The organism is Halobacillus sp. B23F22_1, assembly GCF_043497005.1.
In the GTDB taxonomy this organism is placed as follows: Bacteria; Bacillota; Bacilli; order Bacillales; family Halobacillaceae; genus Halobacillus_A.
Window position 1 is genome coordinate 544,558 of the sequence record NZ_JBIEKE010000002.1, and the last position, 22,978, is coordinate 567,535.

The 22,978-nt window shown below is 40.4% G+C and carries 17 protein-coding genes; 1 reads left to right on the plus strand and 16 read right to left on the minus strand.

The window, feature by feature from the left end:
• Positions 1-679: 679 nt before the first annotated feature.
• Together ACGTNH_RS10610 and ACGTNH_RS10615 are read right to left on the minus strand one after the other, a co-directional pair.
• A complete protein-coding gene (locus ACGTNH_RS10610; RefSeq protein WP_394586695.1) occupies positions 680-1,849 on the minus strand; it encodes a glycosyltransferase family 4 protein in 1,170 nt (389 codons plus the stop codon).
• A gap of 13 nt (positions 1,850-1,862) precedes the next feature.
• Positions 1,863-3,011 (minus strand): NAD-dependent epimerase/dehydratase family protein, encoded by a 1,149-nt coding sequence (locus tag ACGTNH_RS10615; RefSeq protein WP_394586697.1) that lies wholly within the window; start codon positions 3,009-3,011, stop codon positions 1,863-1,865.
• Positions 3,012-3,335: 324 nt separating this feature from the next.
• Here ACGTNH_RS10615 and ACGTNH_RS10620 point away from each other — a divergent pair, with 324 nt between their 5' ends.
• On the plus strand, positions 3,336-5,297 hold the full coding sequence (locus ACGTNH_RS10620) for an AMP-binding protein (protein WP_394586698.1): 1,962 nt from the start codon (positions 3,336-3,338) through the stop codon (positions 5,295-5,297).
• Positions 5,298-5,336: 39 nt separating this feature from the next.
• On the opposite strand, the gene ACGTNH_RS10625 is transcribed toward ACGTNH_RS10620, so the two are convergent.
• The 14 genes from ACGTNH_RS10625 to ACGTNH_RS10690 form a co-directional block, all read right to left on the minus strand.
• Positions 5,337-6,860 (minus strand): acyl-CoA carboxylase subunit beta, encoded by a 1,524-nt coding sequence (locus ACGTNH_RS10625; protein ID WP_394586699.1) that lies wholly within the window; start codon positions 6,858-6,860, stop codon positions 5,337-5,339.
• Between the two features lie 15 nt (positions 6,861-6,875).
• The gene (locus tag ACGTNH_RS10630; RefSeq protein ID WP_394586700.1) at positions 6,876-7,652 is read right to left on the minus strand and encodes an enoyl-CoA hydratase-related protein; all 777 of its coding nucleotides are present in this window, start codon (positions 7,650-7,652) and stop codon (positions 6,876-6,878) included.
• The gene (locus ACGTNH_RS10635) at positions 7,652-8,572 is read right to left on the minus strand and encodes a hydroxymethylglutaryl-CoA lyase (protein WP_394586702.1); all 921 of its coding nucleotides are present in this window, start codon (positions 8,570-8,572) and stop codon (positions 7,652-7,654) included. The genes ACGTNH_RS10630 and ACGTNH_RS10635 overlap by 1 nt, the downstream gene beginning before the upstream one ends.
• Before the next feature lie 11 nt (positions 8,573-8,583).
• Positions 8,584-8,799, minus strand: a complete 216-nt coding sequence (locus tag ACGTNH_RS10640) for an acetyl-CoA carboxylase biotin carboxyl carrier protein subunit (protein ID WP_394586703.1) — start codon at positions 8,797-8,799, stop codon at positions 8,584-8,586.
• Positions 8,800-8,811: 12 nt separating this feature from the next.
• Positions 8,812-10,167, minus strand: coding sequence for an acetyl-CoA carboxylase biotin carboxylase subunit (locus tag ACGTNH_RS10645; RefSeq protein WP_394586705.1), 1,356 nt, complete (start codon positions 10,165-10,167; stop codon positions 8,812-8,814).
• A 13-nt stretch (positions 10,168-10,180) separates the two neighbouring features.
• Positions 10,181-11,821 carry an AMP-binding protein gene (locus ACGTNH_RS10650; RefSeq protein ID WP_394586706.1) on the minus strand — a complete coding sequence of 547 codons (1,641 nt, stop codon included), beginning with the start codon at positions 11,819-11,821 and terminating at the stop codon, positions 10,181-10,183.
• An 18-nt stretch (positions 11,822-11,839) separates the two neighbouring features.
• Positions 11,840-12,982 carry an acyl-CoA dehydrogenase family protein gene (locus ACGTNH_RS10655; protein ID WP_394586708.1) on the minus strand — a complete coding sequence of 381 codons (1,143 nt, stop codon included), beginning with the start codon at positions 12,980-12,982 and terminating at the stop codon, positions 11,840-11,842.
• Between the two features lie 65 nt (positions 12,983-13,047).
• Complete coding sequence (locus tag ACGTNH_RS10660) at positions 13,048-13,680, minus strand: TetR/AcrR family transcriptional regulator (protein WP_394586709.1); 633 nt, start codon at positions 13,678-13,680, stop codon at positions 13,048-13,050.
• Positions 13,681-13,809: 129 nt separating this feature from the next.
• On the minus strand, positions 13,810-16,260 hold the full coding sequence (parC, locus tag ACGTNH_RS10665; RefSeq protein ID WP_394586710.1) for a DNA topoisomerase IV subunit A: 2,451 nt from the start codon (positions 16,258-16,260) through the stop codon (positions 13,810-13,812).
• A 15-nt stretch (positions 16,261-16,275) separates the two neighbouring features.
• Positions 16,276-18,228 (minus strand): DNA topoisomerase IV subunit B, encoded by a 1,953-nt coding sequence (parE, locus tag ACGTNH_RS10670; RefSeq protein ID WP_394586711.1) that lies wholly within the window; start codon positions 18,226-18,228, stop codon positions 16,276-16,278.
• A 190-nt stretch (positions 18,229-18,418) separates the two neighbouring features.
• The gene (locus ACGTNH_RS10675; protein ID WP_394586713.1) at positions 18,419-18,829 is read right to left on the minus strand and encodes a CoA-binding protein; all 411 of its coding nucleotides are present in this window, start codon (positions 18,827-18,829) and stop codon (positions 18,419-18,421) included.
• 12 nt (positions 18,830-18,841) lie between these two features.
• The gene (locus ACGTNH_RS10680; RefSeq protein WP_394586714.1) at positions 18,842-20,368 is read right to left on the minus strand and encodes an ABC transporter permease/substrate-binding protein; all 1,527 of its coding nucleotides are present in this window, start codon (positions 20,366-20,368) and stop codon (positions 18,842-18,844) included.
• On the minus strand, positions 20,365-21,432 hold the full coding sequence (locus tag ACGTNH_RS10685; protein ID WP_394586716.1) for an ABC transporter ATP-binding protein: 1,068 nt from the start codon (positions 21,430-21,432) through the stop codon (positions 20,365-20,367). The genes ACGTNH_RS10680 and ACGTNH_RS10685 overlap by 4 nt, the downstream gene beginning before the upstream one ends.
• 75 nt (positions 21,433-21,507) lie before the next feature.
• Entirely contained in the window at positions 21,508-22,578 is a 1,071-nt protein-coding gene (locus ACGTNH_RS10690; protein ID WP_394586717.1) for an AI-2E family transporter, read from the minus strand.
• Positions 22,579-22,978: the final 400 nt, after the last annotated feature.

A 22,978-nucleotide genomic window follows, 5' to 3' on the forward strand; every position in this document is an offset into this window, starting at 1 on the left:
TTCTGCTAAATCATTAAGCTTAGAATTTCCTAATGTGCCAAATTGTTATTTATCACACTTTATGAGAGGATACTTTGACGGAGATGGTTGTATCTATAAAGATAAATTTTTTGTTAATATCGTGAGTGGATCTCATAAGTGGATCATAATTTTATGTTAACAGCGTTTTCTGAACTAAAAAAACATGGGATTGATCCTATTTTAAAGGAAATTAATTCAAAGCAATATAGAATTTATATTAGTGGAGAAATAAACGTAACGAAGTTTTATCAGTGGATTTATTATGATTAAAATTCAGAGAAGGTAAGTAGATTGAAGATCAGATAACGTTTTAATTTTTTCGAGTAGACATAATATATATTATAGGAAGTTATACATAAAAACTCAATTATGTCTCAATGGCTAAGTATACTCTTGATAGTGAGACACAATTGAAAATTAAAATACAACAAAACATTCTATTTAATTCATTAACTGTAAACTCCAGTTATTTTACATTTAACTTATATGCTATAATTCACACTTAATAAATCATTAGCTGCTATCCATTATAATTTATCCAGGTCTTTTTTCATTTTATTGTAATGGTTTTAAATTTTAATTCGGAGTTACTACTAAGTTTTAAGTCAAACTCCACTGTTGTTTACAGACAAAATAAAAAAGCCACAGAATTTTTGGCTTACTCTGTGACCTTAATTTTAGATTTCCTTGAAGATCTAGATTTTGCCTTATTTTGTTCGTATACTTCTAATGTTTCTTTGTAAAATTCTAATATTTGCTCTGAAGGCTTCTGCCAACTGAACTTTTCTGCTTCTTCTCTGGCGTTGGTACTTAGTTGAGTGTAAAGTTCTTCATCTTCAAGTTGATTAATGGCTTCAATCATACTGTCCGTATTTTCATTTTCAAACAACAAACCTGTATGCCCATCTTCCACTTGCTCCATAGTAGGCCCGCTTTTCGCTGCAATAACAGGCAGTCCTGAGGCCATGGATTCTAGAATTACAAGCCCTAATGTTTCTGTGACTGACGGGAAGATTAAGGCGTCTGATGAAGCGAAAGCCTGGGCAAGCTCCTCTCCATGCAGCAACCCTGTGAATGTTGTTTTTGTCCCGGCAAAAATCTTTTCAAGAGATTCTTTTTCTGGTCCATCACCGACGATGGCTAAAGAAAGGTCCTCTCTCTGTTCCAGTAGTGGCTTTATCTTATGAATTTCTTTTTCAGGTGCTAATCTACCGACAAAAACAAGTAATTTATTGGCAGGCTCACCATTTGATAATCTGTTTCTCATTTCTTCACTTCTATGACTTGGATGAAAATGATCGATAGCTACTCCTCGATCCCAAACGTGCACATTATGGAATTTCTTTTCCATAAGCTCACCTTGAATAGCTTTAGATGTACATAAGTTTAAATGAGCATAGTTATGAAGCTTCTTAAAATACCACCAAACAATTGGTACAAAAGGATACAACCGATAATACTCTAAATATTTAGGTACATGTGTGTGATAAGAAGCTAATAATGGATAATCAAGCTTGCTCGCGTAATAAACACCTGAAACACCAACTAGTGCAGGATTTACGACGTGAACAAGGTCTGGATCATGCTTTAAAAGTAAACTCTTCACTCTTTTCTGAGGCATAGAAAATTCTCTATACCTGTAGAAAGGCATAGTAGTTGTTTTTACCCCTTCAACAATCGCACCTTCATATTCAGTTACCCCAAAGTCCGGAGCAATAACAACAATCTCATGGTTTTGTTGTCTTAGATATTTAATAGCCTCTTTTAATCTTGTTACGACTCCGTCGGTCGATGGTAAGAATGTTTCTGTAATTATGGCGATTTTCAAAGCGGAAAACTCCTTACTTCCAAGTAATAGATGGTAGCACGTTCTCTTCAATGATTCGATCTTTATTTTCTACAGCAACTTTTAATATATCTCGAATCACTTCATCTGTTAAGAGATGTGGCTCCAAGCCTAAGTCGCGAAGTTTCGTATTTTTTGCGTTGTAGTAATGATCTTCATTTTCTATTCTTGGGTTTTCGATATTTTTTACTTGTGTGTCAAACCCTTCTTCTTTCGCGATCTTTTGCACTCGATCGGCTAGATCTTGTACGGAGAACCATTCTGTAAATTGGTTAAACACTCGGAACTCGCCACGGTCGGCTGGATTCTCAGCTGCAATCTCCACGCAGCGTACAGTATCTTCAATATTAAGGAAAGCACGTGTTTGTCCTCCAGAACCGTAAACGGTTAAATCATGTCCGATCGCTGCTTGATTAATAAAACGGTTTAGAGCTGTTCCGAATACTCCATCATAATCTACGCGATTGACTAATACAGAGTCTAACTGAGTTTCTTCCGTATGAAGACCGTAGACGATCCCCTGGTTTAAATCTGTCGCTCGTATACCCCAGATTTTACAAGCAAACATAATGTTGTGACTGTCGTGGACCTTCGATAAATGATAGAAAGATCCAGGCTGCTTTGGATAAGGAAGAGTATCTTTTCTTCCATTGTGTTCGATTTCAATATACCCTTCTTCAATATCAATATTAGGCGTCCCATACTCACCCATTGTGCCGAGCTTAATCAGGTGGCATTCTGGAGCAAACTCTTTAATGGCATACAGCACATTTAGATTACCAATTACATTATTCGTCTGTGTATAGGCAGCATGCTCACGGTCAATCATTGAATAAGGTGCAGAGCGCTGCTCGGCAAAGTGTACGAAAGCTTCTGGCTCCGTTTGACGGAACACTTCTCTAAGAAAATCATAATGGTTTAGATCACCAATAAATGTACGAATTTCTTTACCAGTGAGTTCTTTCCATTTTGCTACTCGCTCTTCTAATGTCGCGATCGGTGTCACCGAATTTGAGTGTAATTCATCATCTATTTTTCTTCTAGCTAAATTATCTACGATGGTTACTTCGTGACCTTGTTTTGATAAGTATAATGCGGTTGGCCATCCGCAAAAACCGTCTCCCCCTGCTACTATAATCCTCATAATCTACCTCCTAGTTCCAATTAACAATTCCATTTTAGAATAACATTCTTTCATTCAGTGCAGGTAATGAAAACATTATAATTTTTTAAATTATCTTACCATATACCTACGATGTTGACTTTACCATTATAAAAAAAGAAACACAATTAATCACCATTTGACCAAAGTCTTCTCCTCTATATACCCAAACTTCCTAGAAAAGTATTCATGTTTTTAAACATTCTATTTTTTAACTCTACATTGAATGTTCATTCATATGTTTAATTCAGTTATACTGTAGATAGAAGTATTTTAAAGTTTCAGTAAATTGTAAGGAGGATGACAATGAGTGAATATGAAATTGCATGGACCCCTACTGACGAAGGAAAACAAAGCACAAGACTTTACCAATGGATGAAATCCTTAGGATATGATCATTATGACGCATTCTATAAAAAATCGATTCAGGACATAGAATGGCTTTGGGACCAAGCCTCCGCTGTATTAGGGATCGAATGGTACAAAGATTATTCTAAGACACTGGACCTTTCAAATGGAATTAAATACCCGGAATGGTTTGTCGAAGGAGAAATTAATGTGGCTCATAATGCTTTGGACAAATGGGCTGAAGATAAAGTTACGCAAGATCAAATCGCCTTGTACTGGGAGGGAGATAATGGTGAGAAAGCGTCGTTAACTTTTAGGGAGCTTCAAACAGAAGTTGACGCATTTGCGAATGGATTAGAGGACATTGGTATTGGAACGGGTGATATCGTTACTTTGTATTTGCCAATGCTAAAAGAAACATTAATTGCCATGCTCGCCATTTCAAAAGTCGGAGCTGTTATTTGTCCTACCTTCTCAGGGTATAAGGCTGATGCTGTCGCCACTCGTGTAAGCGCTTCCCGTTCTAAGCTGTTAATTACTGCTGATGGCTTTTACCGAAGAGGTAAAGTAATCTCAATGAAACAAGAAGCAGATCTAGCTGCAGAACAATGTAACGAGCTGAAACATGTAATTGTCGTTAAACGAACCAATCAAGAGATTTCATGGAATAAGGAAAGAGATATTTCTTTCGATTCTCTTATGCAAAATCCAAATCCATATCCCACTAATCATACAAAATCGAATGACCCATTTATGTTGATTTATACGTCAGGGACGACTGGAAGACCCAAAGGCGTACTCCATACTCACGCTGGCTTTCCTATTAAAGCTGCATTTGATGCTGGCCTGGCGATGGATGTAAAACAAGATGATACGTTCTTCTGGTATACGGATATGGGATGGATGATGGGTCCATTTCTCGTATACGGTGGTCTTTTAAATGGATCCTCTATTATAATGTTTGAAGGAACTCCTGATTACGAAGAACCTGATCGCCTGTGGAGAATGGTTGATGATTACCAGGTTACTCACTTAGGAATCTCCCCTACGCTTATTCGCTCTATGATTAAACATGGAACAAAATGGATTGATAAACATGATTTATCGTCTCTCCGTCTCATCGGTTCTACGGGTGAACCTTGGAATCCTGAACCGTGGAAATGGCTTTTTGAACATGTAGGCCGATCAAAAGTTCCGATTTTTAATTACTCAGGAGGTACTGAGATTTCAGGAGGTATTTTGGGTAACGTACTCGTTAAGCCTATCCAACCTGTGACATTTAACGCTGCCTTACCTGGGATGGACGTTGATGTCTATGATGAGCAAGGAAAATCATTATCAAATGAAGTCGGAGAGCTCGTCATTAAGCAGCCATGGGTAGGAATGACGAAAGGGTTTTTTGAAGATGATGAACGCTATCACGAAACGTACTGGAGCCGCTTTGAAGATATATGGGTTCATGGGGATTGGATCACCGTAGATGATGAAGGTTTTTACACGATCACTGGCCGCTCAGATGACGTTCTCAATGTTGCTGGAAAACGATTAGGACCTGCTGAAGTTGAATCCGTACTTGTTGGGCACGATGCTGTCACGGAAGCAGGTGTAATTGGCGTGCCTCATGATGTGAAGGGTGAAGAACCTGTGGCCTTTATTGTGTTAGACGCCTCTGCTCAGCAACAGGAATCATTAATAGATGAAATAAAAGAATATGTCATTCGTAAATTAGGCAAAGCATTGGCCCCTCGTAAAATTTACGCAGTGTCTGATCTGCCCAAAACAAGAAATGCTAAAGTGATGAGAAGAGCTATTAAATCGGCTTATTTAGATAAACCAGCAGGGGATCTTAGTGCTCTTGAAAACTCTCATACGGTGGAGGAAATCCAAGCAATAGGCAAACGAGAGCTGACCAAAAAATAAAGGATTAAAAAAGTGCCACTGCTTAGTGGCACTTTTTCATTAGACAGGATACACGCCGTGCTTACGTTCCGTAAACGTGACATTTTTACTTTGATAGGCTTCAAAGCGAAGCATTAAATCTTGTCTCAGCCTCTCAGGCTGTACGATATCATCAATAACCATTTCTGAGGCTAAGCGATATAAATCGATATTCTCTTTATATTCTTCTTGTTTTTCTTTTATAAAAGCAGGACGCTCTGCTTCATCAAGCGCAGCAATTTTGTTCGCATATACAGCATTTACAGCCGCTTCCGGTCCCATAACAGCAATTTGTGCTGATGGTAATGCAATACAGGCATCTGGTTCAAAAGCAGGGCCTGCCATCGCATATAAGCCTGCTCCATAAGCCTTGCGAACAATCACTGATATTTTAGGAACGGTTGCTTCACTCATGGCTGAAAGCATTTTTGCTCCGTGACGAATAATTCCTGCTCGTTCTACCTTCGTTCCGATCATGAAGCCTGGAATATCTACTAAGAATAGCAGTGGGATATTAAACGCGTCACACAGCTGCATAAATTTAGCTGCTTTATCTGCAGAATCCGGAAACAGCACGCCTCCTTTTGCTCGAGGCTGATTAGCGATAATACCAACCGTACGTCCATCGATGCGAGCTAATCCTGTGATCAGCTCTGGAGCAAATTTCTTTTTAATTTCGCAAAAAGATTCCTCATCAATGAGCCGCTCAATCAAATGATACATATCAAAAGGTGCGTTTTGGTTCTGCGGAATAAGATCGGCGATACTTTTTTCTAATTCAGGCGGATCGATCGTTTCCCTTCGCTTAGGTATACTTCTAAAATTAGACGGAAAGTAGCTCAAATAACGGCGCGCATAATTGATTGCTTCCTCTTCGTCACTGGCTAAAACATCGCCGCAGCCAGAAATGGAACAATGCATTTTAGCTCCGCCCATTTCTTCTAAGCTAACCTTTTCTCCAATTACTTTCTCGGCCATTCTCGGTGATCCCAAGTACATGGAGGCATTACCTTCTACCATGACCACAATATCACAAAAGGCAGGGATGTAAGCTCCTCCAGCTGCTGATGGTCCAAATAACAAACAGACTTGAGGCACGCGTCCTGATAACTTTATTTGATTATGGAAAATACGTCCCGCTCCTCTTCGGTTAGGAAACATGTCCACCTGGTCGGTTATTCTTGCCCCTGCAGAATCCACTAAGTATAACATCGGTACTTCAAGTTTCATCGCTGTTTCTTGGATACGGATAATTTTTTCAACGGTACGTGCGCCCCATGACCCTGCTTTAACGGTTGAATCATTAGCCATCACACATACTTGCTCTCCATTAATTTTTCCAATACCAGTGACGACTCCATCAGCTGGTAATGATCCATCCATACAATTGGCAAAGAAAGCATCCTCAATGTTTATATCATCATCGAATAATCGCTGCAGTCTTTCTCTGACGAACATCTTTCCCTTGCTGCGATTGCTTTTATGATATTTTTCCAGTCCGCCTGAAGCTACTTTCTCCTGCATTGACTGTAACGTTTCGTTCATTTTAAGTCTCCCTCCCTATTTTCCGGTATACTCAGGCTTGCGTTTTTCTTTAAAGGCTCTCAGCCCTTCTGTACGATCAAGAGTTGGAATGGTTTGCTTATAACACTGTCGTTCGAATTCAAGGCCCGTTCGTAAGTCTGTCTCGTTTCCATATTGTATGGAAGTCTTCGCCATTTTTAAGGCGACTGGACCATTTTTAGCGATCGCTCTTGCCATGGTTAATGTTTGTTCTACTAATTGATCACCGGGATAGACATGTTCCACAAGACTAATGGTCAGAGCTTCTGCGGCAGTCACAGGTGTTGCTGTAAAAATAAGCTCTTTCGCTTTTCCTAATCCGATTAATCGAGGCAGACGCTGTGTCCCTCCTGCCCCGGGAATAATAGCTAACGATGTTTCAGTTAAGCCGCATTTAGCAGATTCACTCATCGTACGGATATCACAAGCCAGGGCTAATTCAAGCCCCCCACCATACGCCGCACCGTTTATCATGGCGATCGTCGGAATCGACAGCTGTTCGAGCTTCATGACCGTATCTCTGATTTTTTTAACGGTTTGCACAACTTCCTCATCTGACATTCCTGCTCGTTCTTTTAAATCGGCACCAGCGCAGAACGCTTTTTCACCACTTCCGGTGATTACAGCAACTCTGGCATTGGACGCTTCAATTTCGTCCAACCGTTCGGAAAGTTCATCGAGCAGTTCAATGGATAAACTGTTGGCCGCTTCTTTTCGAGTTAACGTGAGTAAAGCAATCTGTGAATCAATAAATTCAAGTTCAACACCAGCCATTAACAGCCCTCCCCTTGGTCCATACGGTTATAAATTTGCATTTGATGGCTAGGTAATTCTTTTTGGATAGCCTGCTGGATGAATAAAGCCGCTTCTTTTAACTTCGTTTCACGTATTCCAGTCTGTATTCCCATTTTGTGAAGCATGTGCACTAAATCATCAGTAGCTAAGTTTCCCGACGCACCTTTCGCATAGGGACATCCGCCGAGTCCACCGAGTGAACTATCAAAAATAGTAATGCCATGCTTGAGAGATACGAGAGTATTCGCTAATGCCATGCCATGAGTGTTATGAAAATGCATCGCAAGGCGGTTAAAATCCATTTTCCCCTCTATCGTTTTGAGAAATTGTTCGACTTGCAAAGGATCGGCCACGCCAATGGTATCTCCTAGTGAAATCTCATCAACTCCCATGTCTATCAATTGCTGACATACGTGTAACACTTGAGAGATAGGCACTTCTCCTTCATATGGACATCCAAATACCGTCGACACATAGCCGCGCACTCGTTTGTTATGGTGCTTTGCTTCTTGTATGACTTCCTTCAATACAGGAAAAGTATCCTGTATCGTTTTGTTTATGTTTTTCAAGTTATGGGTCTCACTAGCAGACATAAATACAGCAACTTCATCGATATCCGCTTCAAGCGCAGCTTCTAATCCTTTTTTGTTTGGGACGAGTGCTGCGTAAGTGATATTTGGGTTTCTTGTCATTTGCTCAGCGACTTGTTTCGCATCTTTTAATTGAGGAATCCATTTTGGATGGACAAAAGAACTAAATTCGATGGAGGAATAGCCTGCTTCTGATAGCAGATCCATCCATTCCACTTTAAATTCTGTAGGTATGTGTTCTGCTTCATTTTGAAGACCATCGCGTGGTCCCACTTCTTTGACAGTGACAAATTCAGGCAGTCCGTTCATACTGACGCTCCTTATGACTCGATAATCGCGATAACGTCTCCTTCATTGACAAAATCGCCTTCTGCTACTTTTAACTCCTTCACGGTACCTTCTTCTTCTGAAGCGATAGGAATTTCCATTTTCATAGATTCTAAAATTACGATATCGTCTCCCATGCCTACTTGCTCCCCTGCCTGCGCCACAATTTTCCATACACTTCCGGCCATGGATGCTTTAATTTCTGTCATTATTTTTCCTCCTTACGGTTTTGTGATAGCTGGTAAATAATAGTCTTGGATGAATGAGGTGGTCGTATTGCCTTGTAAGTATTGCTCATTCGTCACAATCCGCTTCAGCATTGTTAAGTTACTTTTAATTCCTTCTATCTCATATTGATGAAGCGCAGCCGTTAGTTTGTCAATTGCTTCGTCTCTTGTATCTCCATGAACGATCAACTTAGCGATCATAGGGTCGTAAAAAGGAGACACCACTGAAGTAGAGTGTACGGCTAACTCGTGCCTGACTCCTTCGTCTTTCGGTAATGACAGCTTTGTCAACTGGCCAGGTGAAGGATAAAAGGTATTTGAATCTTCTGCATAGACGCGTACTTCAATCGCATGGCCATTAATGACAAGATCGTTTTGCTTTAACGTTAAAGCTTCTCCAAAAGCGATCCTCAGCTGTTGTTCCACTAAATCCACACCCGTGATCTCTTCTGTAACTGGATGTTCAACTTGCAGCCGTGTGTTCATTTCTAGAAAATAAAAGTTTTCGTCTTCATCAACTAAAAATTCAATCGTTCCTGCATTGGCGTAACCAAGCGTGCGTACGGCTTGAAGTGCACTTTCTCCCATTTTTTCACGCGTTTCTTCGGATAAAAAAGGAGAGGGAGCTTCTTCAATTACTTTTTGATGTCTTCTTTGGATGGAGCATTCTCTTTCAAATAGATGAAGAGCATGCCCATGAAGATCAGCGAGTACTTGAATTTCAATATGTCTCGGGTTTAAGATTTGCTTTTCGATAAACATTTTTCCATCACCAAAAAAGGTTTTCGCCCGCTTTTGATTTCCTTCAAATGCTTTTTCAAGTTCTTCACTTGAAGACACGGCCTGCATGCCAATACCTCCACCGCCTGCAGCAGCTTTGACCATCACAGGATAGCCTATGTCTTCGGCTACCTCTCTAGCCTCGTTAACATTACTCACCGCATCCATCGTTCCCGGGACGACAGGAACGCCGGCTTGTTTCATGACGTTTCGCGCTTCTACTTTATCGCCCATTTTTGCAATCACTTCAGCAGACGGACCGATGAACGTGAGTCCATCTTCTTCTACACGTTTAGCGAATGCAGCATTTTCACTTAATAAGCCATAGCCGGGATGTACGGCTTCTGCCCCGGAATCTTTAGCAACTTTAATAATTTTATCGATATTTAAGTAAGATTCATTAACACGGGGTTTTCCTATTAAATAGCTTTCGTCCGCTTCTTTCACGTACGGCGCGTCTTGATCCGCTTCTGAATAGACAGCTACCGACTGAATGTTAAGCCGCTTGCATGTTCGTATAATTCGTGCAGCAATTTCTCCTCGATTGGCGATTAACAGCTTTGTAAACATGTATCTTCCCCTCCTATTCGTTTGTACTCAATGTTTCAAGGGCCACTTCTTTTAACTTATACTTTTGAATTTTTCCACTAGCCGTCATTGGGTACTCGTCTGTTAAACGAATGTAGCGCGGGATTTTATGTTTGGAAATTCGTCCATCGCAGAATTTTCGAATGTCTTCCTCACTTGGATGTGTGTTTTCTTTAGGAATCACAAAGGCCATAATCTCTTCCCCATATTTGGCATCCGGAACGCCGATCACTTGAACGTCAAGAATGTCCGGATGTTGATAAAGAAACTCTTCAATTTCTCTAGGGTACACATTTTCTCCCCCACGAATAATCATATCCTTCATCCGCCCCGTAATTTCCACATACCCATTTTCGTCCATGACGGCAATATCGCCCGTATGAAGCCACTGCTCCTCGTCAATCGTGGCTTGTGTCGCTTCTTCATTTTTGTAATAGCCTTTCATTACGAGGTAACCGCGTGTACATAATTCTCCAGGAATGCCTGGTTCATTTTCTTCTCTAGTCGCTGGATCAATGACTTTAACTTCTACATTCGGGTGAGCTTTTCCAACCGATTTCACGCGAAGCTCTATCGGGTCGTCTGTTCTTGTTTGCGTAATCACAGGGGAAGATTCCGTTTGCCCATAAGCAATTGTAATTTCATCCGCCCCCATTTTATTCATGACATCTTTCATTACTTCCATTGGACAAGTCGACCCTGCCATAATGCCTGTTCGAAGAGTAGTCGGCTTATATTTATCAAAACTTGGATGGTTTAATTCAGCAATAAACATCGTCGGTACACCGTGAAGCCCTGTGCAAGCTTCTTCCGTGACTGCTTTTAACACCGCTTCGGGGTCAAATTGTTCAAGGATGACCATCGTGGTACCTTTTGAGACAGCCGCCATCGTTCCTAACACACAGCCGAAACAATGGAAAAAAGGCACGGGAATACATAAGCGATCTTCGTTGGTAAGACGCATGCAGTCCGCCACTTGATTCCCATTGTTTACAATATTATAGTGACTGAGCATGACACCTTTAGGGAATCCTGTCGTGCCAGACGTGTACTGCATATTAATGACATCTTCATAATGCAGGGAGGCGTGACGGTCTTCCAACATGGAATCACTAACAGAACGGCTGCCGCGGATGACGTCCTCCCACGTATAACAACCTGGATGTTCCTGATCACTTAACACAATGACATTTTTTAATCGGGGAAGCTTTTCACTTTGTAAGTCTCCTTTAGGGGAATGCTCAAGTTCTGGACAGATTTCTTTTAAAATATCGATGTAGGAGACACCTCTAAATTCTTCTGCTAAAACGAGTGTGGAAGCATCTGATTGTTTTAAAAGATACTCCAGCTCCTGCGCCCGATAATTGGTATTTACGGTAACGAGAACGGCTCCCATTTTTCCTGTTGCAAACTGGGAAGTGAGCCACTCTGGTTTGTTATCTGACCAGATAGCCATATGATCGCCCTTTTCAATGCCTAACGCCATAAGCCCTTTAGCCGCTTTGTCGACCATATCATTAAATTCTTTATACGTTTTTCTCAAGTTTAATTGAGGATATACAAAGGCTTCGTGTTCCGGATATAGTTCCACTTGCTTTTCTAGTAACTCTCCAACAGTCATTTTTAATAGAGACATCCTAACCCTCCTTTAAATTTAGCAGCCTAATTGACGAGCAATGACGAGGCGTTGAACTTCAGAGGTACCTTCTCCGATTTCAAGAAGCTTCGCATCTCGTAAATATCGTTCGACCTCGTACTCCTGCATGTAACCATAACCCCCATGAATTTGAATCGCCTGATTTGCTGAACGGAAGCTTGTTTCAGAAGCAAAAAGTTTGGCATAAGCTGCTTCTTTAGAGAAGTTTTTCTTCTGGTCCTTCAGCCAAGCTGCTTTTAAAACCATATTTCGAGCCAGTTCTACTTCCATCGCCATATCAGCTAGTTTAAATTGAATCGCTTGAAAGTTTGAAATCGATTGTCCAAACTGCTTTCTATCTTTAGCATAAGCTAATGCTTTATCTAGGGAAGCTTGCGCGATCCCGACGGCCAGTGCGCCGATGGAGATACGTCCTCCATCTAACGTATACAGAAATTGTTTAAAGCCTCCAGTGGGATCACCTAAAATATTTTGTTTTGGTACACGAACATCTTCTAAAATTATTTCTGAAGTATTTGATCCTCTCACGCCCATTTTTTCATACGGACTTGTTATCTTCATACCTGGTGTATCTTTTGGAATAATAAAAGCAGAAATGATATTTTTCCCGTCTTCACGTTTACCAGACACCGCTGTTACTGTAATGGACCGTGCATATTCCGCGTTCGTAATCCAGCATTTTTCCCCATTGATGACGTAGTGATCTCCATTCAGCTCTGCTCGTGTTTTTGTGCCACCAGCATCTGACCCGGCATTCGGCTCGGTTAAACCAAAGGAAGCTAAACCTTCCCCTTTGGCTAAAGGAATGAGAAATTCTTGTTTCTGTTCCTCTGATCCGAAATAATAAATCGGACTTGCTCCAAGTGAAACAGCAGCTGCGTAACTTAACCCAGTTGACCCGCACACTTTCCCGATTTCTTCCACGGCTAAAGCATAAGTGACTGTATCTCCCCCAGCTCCGCCATATTCCTCTGGAAATGGAATACCGAGCAGGCCTAATTGACCCATTTCTTTAAAAATATCTTCTGGAAATTCAGCTTTGTGATCAATCTCAATTGCCCGCGGGCGTATCACTCCATCTGCGAAATCTCTCACCATTTTTCTAGTCATCTCTTGTTCTTTCGTTAACTCGAAATTCATAAAGCTTCCCCCTCGTTTAAAGACCGACTGGTTGGTCTGTATTGGACAGAAATAAATGTAAGCGTTTACTTTCCTTCGTAAAAAAAAGGGATGTGTAACATTTGATCTTGATAAAAAGCTGATTCGTTGGATGGCAGCAGTGAATGAAGTATAAGATCGATAAACACGTCTGCAATTTCGTCAATCGAATATTCACCATCCCGCCGATACCATTTATACATCCAGTTTACCATTCCTAAAATAGCCATGCTTACAAGCGATGGAGGCAGTTCTTTTCGAAAATGCCCAGACTGCTGTCCTTCAATAATTACTTGCAAAATTAAATTTTTAAACTCATCTCGTTTTTGCTTGATTAGCTTTTCATATTCCGGCTTTAAGTATTTACTTTCCTGATAGAAAACGGAAAGGTGAGGTTTATAGAGATCAAATACTTTCACGAAGACTCTCGTAATCTCCTGAATTTTATCAATAGGTGAAGTGTGTGTTTTGTCAGCTCGCCTCGCTTCTTTAGACACATATGTAATGAAAGCATCGTGAATAACGAAAAGAAGCTCATCTTTAGATTGAAAGTGATGATAAAATCCGCCTTTTGACGTTTCAGAAGCCTCTACAATTTGCTTTACTGTTACGCCATGATAACCATACCGATCAAATAAACCCAGTGATTGCTCGATAATTCGGTCTCTTAAATTTAACATACACCATCCCCTCAAACTGAATATACATTCATCTTATCATAATTTTTAAAAAACACAACATTTCCCATTTTTAAAACCAATATACAAAAAAAGACTCTCCTTTCGAGAAAGGAAAGAGTCTTTAATTTTTTACGATTCATCTATCATAAATGGTTTTTCATATTTAGGTTCAATCCATGTCTCCGTTACCTCTCCACTCTGCTCAATATCGAGTACGTAGGAGCCGTTACTATAACGGTCGTTTGCCTTAAAGTCCATAGGTTGGACAGTTAACAGTTTATCTTTTACAGTCTTGACAACAAGTGTATCTTGATTAGATACAGCTTGAACATCGACCACTTGATGAGGATTTTTCTTTAACTCCCGCAGCATAATAACGCCGCGTTTGGCTCGAGATGTCCGTTCGAATTCTTTAAGGCGCATCCTCTTCACCGCACCTCTATGGGTGGTGAGCAATAAGGAAGGATCCGTTTCTACATCAAAAACCTGGCCAGATACCACACGTTCTCCCTCTTTTAATTGAATGGCCTTAACTCCCGACGCTCGTTGTCCTACAGTATTGACTTCTTCCTCAGAGTACCATAAGCCATACGCTTTATTAGAGGCGATAAATAAGTCGGACTGGCCATTGGTTAAATGTACATCTACGACTTCATCATCCCCTTTTAAATTAACAGCAATTAAAGGCTTGGAATGGCGTGTCGCTTGATAGAGAGTGAGTTCACTTTTCTTAACCATGCCGCTTTTCGTAAAAAACAGCAGGTACTGATCATCTTTATATTCACGAATCGGGATCGCATCGATTAAATACTCTTCCTTATCAATCGAAACGATATTAGCAATATGCTGGCCAAGATCTTTCCAGCGAATATCCGGGAGTTTATGAACAGGGAGGTACAGATATTTCCCTAGATTCGTAAATAATAAAATAGTATCAGTCGTATTAATTTCAAGCAGCCGCAGGACGTGATCGCCATCTTTTAAGGCAAGGCCTTCCCCATTAGAAGCCCCATAAGAACGTAAACTTGTCCGCTTTACATACCCATCTTTCGTTACAGATACCACAATATCTTCGCTTGCTACAGTAACTTCTAAATCTACCTTTAATTCTTCCACCTTTTCTTGAATTCTCGTCATACGGTCATCCGCATATTTCTTTTTCATCGAACGAAGATCCGCTTTAATGACATTGAAAAGTTTATTTTCACTCGCTAGAAGGGTTTGAAGGTACGCAATTTGCTTATTTAGCTCTTCGGCTTCTTTTTGCAGTTCTGTAATATCAGTATTCGTTAATCGGTAAAGCTGTAAAGTAACAATAGCCTCAGCTTGTTCTTCCGTAAATCCATACGCTTGGATTAACTGGTGTTTAGCATCCGCTTTATCTTTAGAAGCACGAATCGTAGCAATGACTTCATCTAAGATAGAGATCGCTTTAATTAATCCTTCGACAATATGGGCTCTTTTTTGAGCTTTGTTTAAATCAAATATGGACTGTCGGGTCACGACTTCTTTTTGGTGAGCAATGTAAGCATCCAGCATTTGAGGTAAACTCAACAGCGTTGGTTTGCGATCATAAATGGCCACCATGTTAAAGTTATACGTAATTTGCAAGTCTGTGTGCTTGTACAAGTAATTTAAGACACCTTCACTGTTTGCATCTTTCTTTAACTCGACTACAATTCTCATTCCTGTACGGTCCGTTTCATCACGCACCTCAGAAATCCCCTCAACCTTACGATCAATTCGTAACTCATCCATACGTTTCACAAGTGTTGCTTTATTCACTTCATAAGGAATTTCATCAATAACGATTTGTTCTCTGCCGCCTCGCACCGTCTGAATGTATGCTTTACCTCTTAGTATAATTTTGCCTTTACCTGTCTCGTATGCTTTTTTCAATCCTTCAATTCCCTGAAGAATACCTCCGGTTGGAAAATCCGGCCCTTTTATTTTCGTCATTAATTCATCTACGGAGGATGCAGGTTTATCAATTCTCATAATTACCGCATCAATCACTTCCCCAAGGTTATGAGGAGGGATTTCTGTCGCATAACCTGCTGAAATACCTGTAGCTCCATTTGCTAGTAGATTAGGGAACTTTGCAGGCAAAACGGTAGGCTCGTGAATTGTATCATCAAAGTTAGGAATGTGTTCTACCGTATCTTTTTCAATATCTCTTAACAATTCAGAAGAAATACTTGATAACCTTGCCTCCGTATAACGCATAGCAGCCGGTGGATCTCCGTCAACGCTACCGTTGTTTCCATGCATTTCAACCAGTGATTTTCTTACTTTCCAATTTTGACTTAACCGCACCATGGCATCATAAACCGAGGTATCGCCGTGAGGATGGTAGTTACCGATCACCGTACCTACCGTTTTAGCTGACTTACGGTAAGCTTTATCATGGGTATTTTTCTCTTGATGCATCGCGTACAGTATGCGGCGCTGAACGGGCTTCAACCCGTCTCTGGCATCAGGTAAAGCCCGTTCTTGAATGATGTATTTACTATAGCGTCCAAACCGGTCGCCAAGTACTTCCTCTAGTGGTAAATCTAAATACTTCTCTGCCTCAGCCAACAGAAAATCCCCCTTTTATTTCTCGATTTTCTCATTTTCTAAAATATTCGCTTCGTCTTCAAGACCGAAAGCTACGTGGGATTCAATCCATTTACGGCGAGGTTCGACTTTGTCACCCATTAACGTTGTTACTCGACGTTCTGCGCGTGCTAAATCATCTATAGTCACCCGGATTAATGTTCTAGTTTCTGGATTCATCGTGGTTTCCCACAGCTGCTCGGCATTCATCTCGCCGAGACCTTTATAACGCTGAATCGTATAGCCATTCTTAAACTCTTTTATAATCTTTTGCATGCCTTCTTCATCCCAGGCGTACTCGGTCTTTTCTTTTTTACCTTTTCCTTTTGATACTTTATACAAAGGTGGAAGCGCAATAAATACTTTACCGGATTCCACTAATGGACGCATGTAACGATAGAAGAACGTGAGCAGCAGAACCTGAATATGAGCTCCATCTGTATCTGCATCCGTCATAATGACAACTTTATTATAATTACAATCTTCAACGTCAAAATCTCCGCCTACTCCCGCTCCAATTGTATTAATAATTGTTGAGATTTCTTCGTTTTTAAAAATATCTGCTATTTTTGCTTTTTCGGTGTTAATCACTTTGCCTCGTAAAGGAAGCACAGCTTGAAACTTTCGATCGCGGCCTTGCTTTGCTGAACCACCAGCAGAATCACCCTCCACTAAATAAAGCTCGTTTTTCTCAGCGTTACGAGACTGCGCCGGCGTTAACTTTCCGCTCAGTAATGCATCTTTACGCTTGCGTTTCTTACCTGAACGCGCATCTTCTCGAGCTTTTCGTGCGGCTTCTCTAGCTTCTTTAGCACGAATAGCTTTTTTAACGAGCATTGATGAAACATCAGGGTTCTCTTCAAGAAAATAAGATAGCTGCTCTGCTACTACTGCATCAACTGAAGAGCGTGCTTCTGAGGTACCCAGCTTACTTTTTGTCTGTCCTTCAAATTGCAGCAATTCCTCAGGAATACGAACAGAGATAATTGCCGTAAATCCTTCACGAATATCATTGCCTTCAAGATTTTTATCTTTCTCCTTTAAATGCTGCGCCCGTCTGGCGTAATCATTAAAAACTCTCGTAATCGCTGACTTTGCCCCTGACTCATGCGTTCCACCGTCTTTCGTTCGAACGTTGTTAACGAACGAAAGAATGCTGTCAGTAAAGCCATCATTAAATTGAAAGGCAAAATCTACTTCAATTTGCGCATGCTCCCCTTCAAAAGAAACTACAGGATGAAGCGTATCTTTTTCTTCATTTAAGTAAGATACAAAAGACTCAATCCCATCGTTAAACTGATAGGAGTCTTCTAAACCTTCCCGTTCATCTTTTAGGTTAATTTTAAAACCTTTAAGAAGGAAAGCTGCTTCTCTAAGACGTTCAGAGAGAGTTTCATAATTAAATTTCGTAACCGAAAAAATAGAGGTGTCCGGTTTAAAGTGGATAGTGGTCCCTGACTTTCTTGTCGGCCCCCTGTTCTCCAGGGAAGTAACGGGAACTCCGCCATTCTCAAACCTTTGATAAAATTTTTCACCGTCCCTGAATATATGCACGTCCAGCCACTCCGATAAGGCGTTTACGACTGAAGCACCGACACCGTGCAACCCTCCACTTGACTTATAGCCGCCTTGTCCAAATTTACCTCCAGCGTGAAGGACCGTTAGTATAACCTCAGGAGTGGGCTTTCCTGTCTGGTGCATCCCTGTGGGCATCCCGCGGGCTTCATCAGCCACAGAAACACTCCCATCACGATGAAGAGTAACTGTTAATTGTTTACCAAACCCAGCTAAAGCTTCATCTACTGAGTTGTCTACAATCTCATAGACGAGATGATGAAGGCCGCGTTGATCGGTAGACCCTATATACATTCCAGGTCTCTTACGTACGGCCTCCAAACCTTCTAATACTTGTATGGAATCATCTGAATATACTTGATTTTGACTCGACAATTTTCCATCGGCTCCTTTCTACACGACAAAACCTACTATTATAATAGAACAAATGTTCCCAACTGTAAACGTACATTTAAAAACATCACTTGTTACATTGTAGCGGTTTTACGAAAAGACGCAAATCTATTTTCATTATCATACACGAAAAAACCCCTGTAAAAACAGGGATTTAAATAAATTATTGAATTTATTTTAGAAGAGCATGCGTCACTTTAATGCAATTATTCATGATTACTTCTTTCCCGCTTCCTTCTAAAATGGCGGGAACATCCTCGTGATAAACACCTTGCTGGGTCCAAAAAGCTTTAGCTTGTATCTCTTTCGCTTCTTTCGCAAGTTCAGGAAGAAAAATCGAACGTCGAAAGACATTAATAATATCAATGGATTCTTCTACCTCATGAAGGGAAGCATAGGCTTTTTCACCTAGAGCTTCTTTTATTTCAGGGTTTACAGGGATAATTTTATACCCCGCTTGCTTCATAGCTTCACTAATTTGATAAGACGTTCGGTTTGCTTTATTAGATAAACCTACAACTGCAATGGTTTTAGATTCTTTTAGCAGTGTACGTAAAACATCATGACTAGGATTTTTGAACATAGTTTATACCTCCTATTCTTCTAATAAACCGTTTTCTGTTAAATATTCGCGCGCTACTTCCTCAGGATCACGGTCATTAAAGTCTACTTCGTAGTTCATTTCTCTCATTTCATCGTCAGATATTTGACCGCTTAATTGGTTTAACGCTTCTTCTATTTCAGGATATTGTTCCAGCGTTTCTTCTCTCATGAGAGGAGCACCCTGATAAGGTGGAAATAAATTCTCTGGATCGTCTAGGACTGTTAAATCAAGATCGATCATATAGCTGTCTGTCGCATAGGCGTCGATTACATCAACTTCACCACTTTCAATTGCGCCTTGCCTTAATCCGGCATCCATCGTTCTAACTTCCCGAAGATCCAAGCCGTATATTTCTTTCATTCCTTGGTAACCATCCTGCCGATCATTGAACTCAAGAGTAAACCCTGCTGTGATTTCATCTTCAACGGCTCTTAGATCCCCAATTGTTTCCAAGTCATATTGTTCAGCTGTTTCTTGCGTTGTAGCTACAGCATACGTGTTATTAAACTCCATAGGCTCCAGGAAGGCAAGGTTAAATTCTTCAGCCATTCCTTCTTTAGCCTGTTCATAAACTTCTCCTTCTTCGTTACTTTCTGCTTCACTTTCTAATAATGAAACGATAGCTGTTCCTGTGAACTCTGGATACATATCGATACTACCTTCTTGAAGGGCACCAAACACGAGGTCCGTTTTTCCGAGATTTTCTTCCAGCCCTACATTCAGGTCTGTTTCTTCTTCGATGAGCAGCTTATACATGTTGATTAAAATTGCAGGTTCAGCACCTAATTTTGCACCGATCGTAATGTCGTTTTGAATTTTACCGCCAAAAGCTAACGGGCCTAAGGCCACAAGTGCCGCAATAACAAGTAAACTGACAAGGGAACGAAACCCCGATTTTGCTGAGGTACGTTCAAATAAACGCAGAATTAAATCTAAAGCAATCGCCAGAATAGCAGCCGGAATCGCACCAAGTAAAATTAAATTCACGTCTCCGCCGCGGTCTAAGCCTAGTAAGATTAAATCCCCCAGACCCCCGGCACCGATTAAAGCAGCAATCGTTGTTGTCCCGACAATTAAAACCATCGAGGTACGGATACCGGCCATAATAACAGGCATAGCCAGCGGCAGTTCAATCTTAGAAAGACGGCGGAAAGAATTCATTCCCATCCCTGTTGCTGCTTCTCGTAAAGCTGGATTCACTTCTTTAATTCCTGTATACGTGTTTCTTAAAATTGGAAGCAAACCATAAGCCGTTAATGCAATGACTGCCGGAGTTTGTCCAATCCCAAAAAAAGGAATGAGGAAAGCGAGTACAGCTAAACTAGGAATCGTCTGCAGTACGGCTGTAGCCCCTATAATTGGCTCAGCTAACCGTTTCTTTCTCGTTAAAATTAATCCTAAAGGAACAGAAATTAACGTGGCAATAACGAGTGCAATAATTGAAATCTGCAGATGCTCCCAAACTTTTTCAATAAAAATGTCCTGACGGGCTTGAAACACATTTATAAATTCATTCATAAGTGAGTCACCTCACCGTTCGGTTTCATTTGTTTCTTCAAGTGAAGCACCATATCTTTATATGAAAGTGTTCCAATTACAGAATGGTTTCGAGTCACAGGCAGTAAAGGATAGCTGACTTGATTAAAGTACTCCATTGCTTCTGCTAAAGTCTTTCCGTGTTCAATTACAGGCATCTCTACTTTCTTTCTGTTATAGACGCCAAACGCAAACGAGTCATCTGGATTTTTAACCACGTACGCCTCCTGATCTGGAATGGACTTTTCTTCGTGTTGTTGGGAAGAAAAGACATACTGGCTTGTTTGATCAATAATTACGTCAACAGCCGTCTGCCAGGGAGACTTTCTTTCCCCAATAAAGCTTTCAACAAACTCGTTTGCAGGCTGCAGGATTAACTGTTGGGGTTTATCAACTTGAACGATTTCCCCTTCCTGCATCAAGCATACACGATCCCCCATCGCCAGCGCTTCATCAATATCATGCGTTACAAAAACAATGGTTTTCTTTATTTCTTTATGAAGAGAAAGTATATCTTTTTGTAGCTGTTCCCTGCTAATAGGATCAAGCGCACTAAAAGGTTCATCCATTAAAATGATATCGGGATCAGCAGCCAGCGCACGCAGTACGCCTACCCGCTGCTGCTGTCCCCCTGATAGTTCACTTGGTTTCCGTTTGCGGTGCTTTCCGGGGTCCAGACCAACCATTGACATAAGCTCATCGATTCTTTTGGATACGTTTTTTTTGTTCCACTTTTTCATTTCTGGCACAATGGATATATTTTCTTCAATTGTCATGTGCGGAAATAGCGCAATTTCTTGTAATACATAACCGATATTCCAACGAAGTTCATGAATGTTATAATCTTTAATGTTTTTATTATGTATGAAAACTTCCCCGTCTGTCGGTTCAATTAGACGGTTAATCATTTTCATTGTGGTGGTTTTCCCACACCCGCTAGGTCCAATTAAAGTTAATAATTCGCCCTCATTGACACTTAAATTAATCGACTTAAGTGCAGTTGTACCATCTGGGTATGTCTTTGTAACATCCTTAAAGGTAATCATGTCGTTCCCCCTGTATAACAAATATCAACATTATATTCCCCAACTTTTCGTAAATCGAAACATATGATCGTTGCTTCACGTTTGAATCCGCCGTAAACGATAGAAGTGATAGAGATTTTTAAGTGTTACTTTTAAAACAGCGTAAAGCGGTACCGCAATAAGCATCCCGATAAAACCATATAACGCAGCAGTAACGATTAATAATAATATAATAGTAAGTGGATGTACATTTAATCGGTTTCCTAATACAACCGGCGCTACAATATTTCCTTCGAGCTGCTGAACTACAATCATAATGATAAAAACATAAATAACCATAGCAGGATCCTGCGTTAAACTAACGACAACAGCAGGAAGCACGCCAAGTAATGGCCCAAAGAATGGTACAACAGCTGTTAAAAACACAAAGATACTTAGTACTAAAGCATAATCAATTCCAATAATAAGGTAGCCAATATACATTAATACGCCATCAGTAAAAGCCACGGTAATTTGACCAATGATATACGCCCCCAGGGTCTGGTCAATATCTTTTAAAATCTTTTTCCCTTCTTCCTGGTGCTGAGCCGGAATAAAATTCATTAAAAATGGAAGCAGTCGGTGACCATCTTTTAACAGGAAAAAAAGAACAAACGGAACGACTACTAGTACAGTAGCAGCACCTGTAAGGGCAGAAAAAATTTCAGTTGCGTGATCTCCAGCAGCGCTTGCTAAATCACTAAAGAAGCTGGTTGCTTTCTGACGAATGCTGCTTAAAGAAACAACTCCCATATCGTTCTCTTCTATGGTCTTCTCCGCTTCCTGTGCCGATTTTTTCAAATCCTCTGGAAGATTTGAAGATAGGTTGGATACTTGAGATTGAATAGTAGCAGCCAATAGTCGATACAATAAATAAAAGAGACCCGCACCTGAGGCATAAACAAAAAGGATAGCAAAAGTACGCGGGACAAACTTTAATTTGCTAAGGACATGAACTATTGGCTTACATATGTAATAAAAAAAGCCCGCGATAAGAATCGGATAAAACAAGGTGCTGATGATGGTTCCAATGGGCGCAAAAGCGTCAAGCAGGCTTAATAAATAAATACTGATTAATGCTAAAATAAATCCTGTCATGTATTTAAAATAAGAATGGTTCAACCACATACTATACACCTCGTGTTTTCATAATTACAATGGTGTATACCTCACCTAATTCTTTTTTAATCTTATTTTATAGATAAACGCAAGTATCTGTAGCACTGTTCAAGGGAACTGGCACAATCAAAAACACCCTCTCCTTCAATCTCAAAAATACCGAACCTGTTTTTCCGTATTTTATAATTGGCTATTCTAACTGATGGGGCCCCCTGTACTAGTTTCTCAAGCTCTTTATATAAAGGGTCAAGATTTTCTCCGATAAAATTAAATAACTCCTCTTGTCGCATGGATTCACGCTCCTTGATAATCCCAATAAATTTTATTCGACAAAAGTCTTAAAATTCCTGCAAATAACCTTCCTTTCATTTGCTACTCGTTTAAAACAATGTAAGAATAGAAATTGAAT